Origin of the sequence: Neobacillus niacini (genome assembly GCF_000759675.1) — a bacterium.
GTDB lineage: Bacteria > Bacillota > Bacilli > Bacillales > Cytobacillaceae > Neobacillus > Neobacillus niacini_A.
The window spans coordinates 1-340 of the sequence record NZ_BAWM01000052.1 but is presented as its reverse complement, the minus strand read 5'-3'; the positions used below and the strand labels follow the sequence as shown (position 1 = coordinate 340).

General features: G+C 38.2%; 1 pseudogene. It reads right to left on the bottom strand.

The annotated features are described in order from the left end of the window. A pseudogene (locus tag TR08_RS18950) lies at positions 1-340 on the bottom strand (RNA-guided endonuclease InsQ/TnpB family protein); the annotation flags it as partial.

Here is a 340-nt window from a genome sequence, read left to right as displayed (position 1 = left end):
GTATTGATTGATCGATTTTAACCTTGTGCCCTTGATAAGCAGAGGCTTTTGCCCCGTGTTATCAACAATAGTTGCCAGGTTATCAACACCTAAATCAATACCCATTACTCGTTTTGGCTCAAATATCAAATCATTGACAAGCTTATCAGACCTTATGATTTCCTTTTGTTGTTCACCTTTAAAAACCACTTCTACTACATAGCGACCATAGGACGGGACAATTCGAACCTGTTGCAGTTTTCCTTCGGATTGAGCCACCTTTCCCAAGTTTAACTGTAGATGGGTTCCAGGTAATTTAAGAACATTTCCTTCTTTGATCGTTGTTATTTGATTGGTTAAA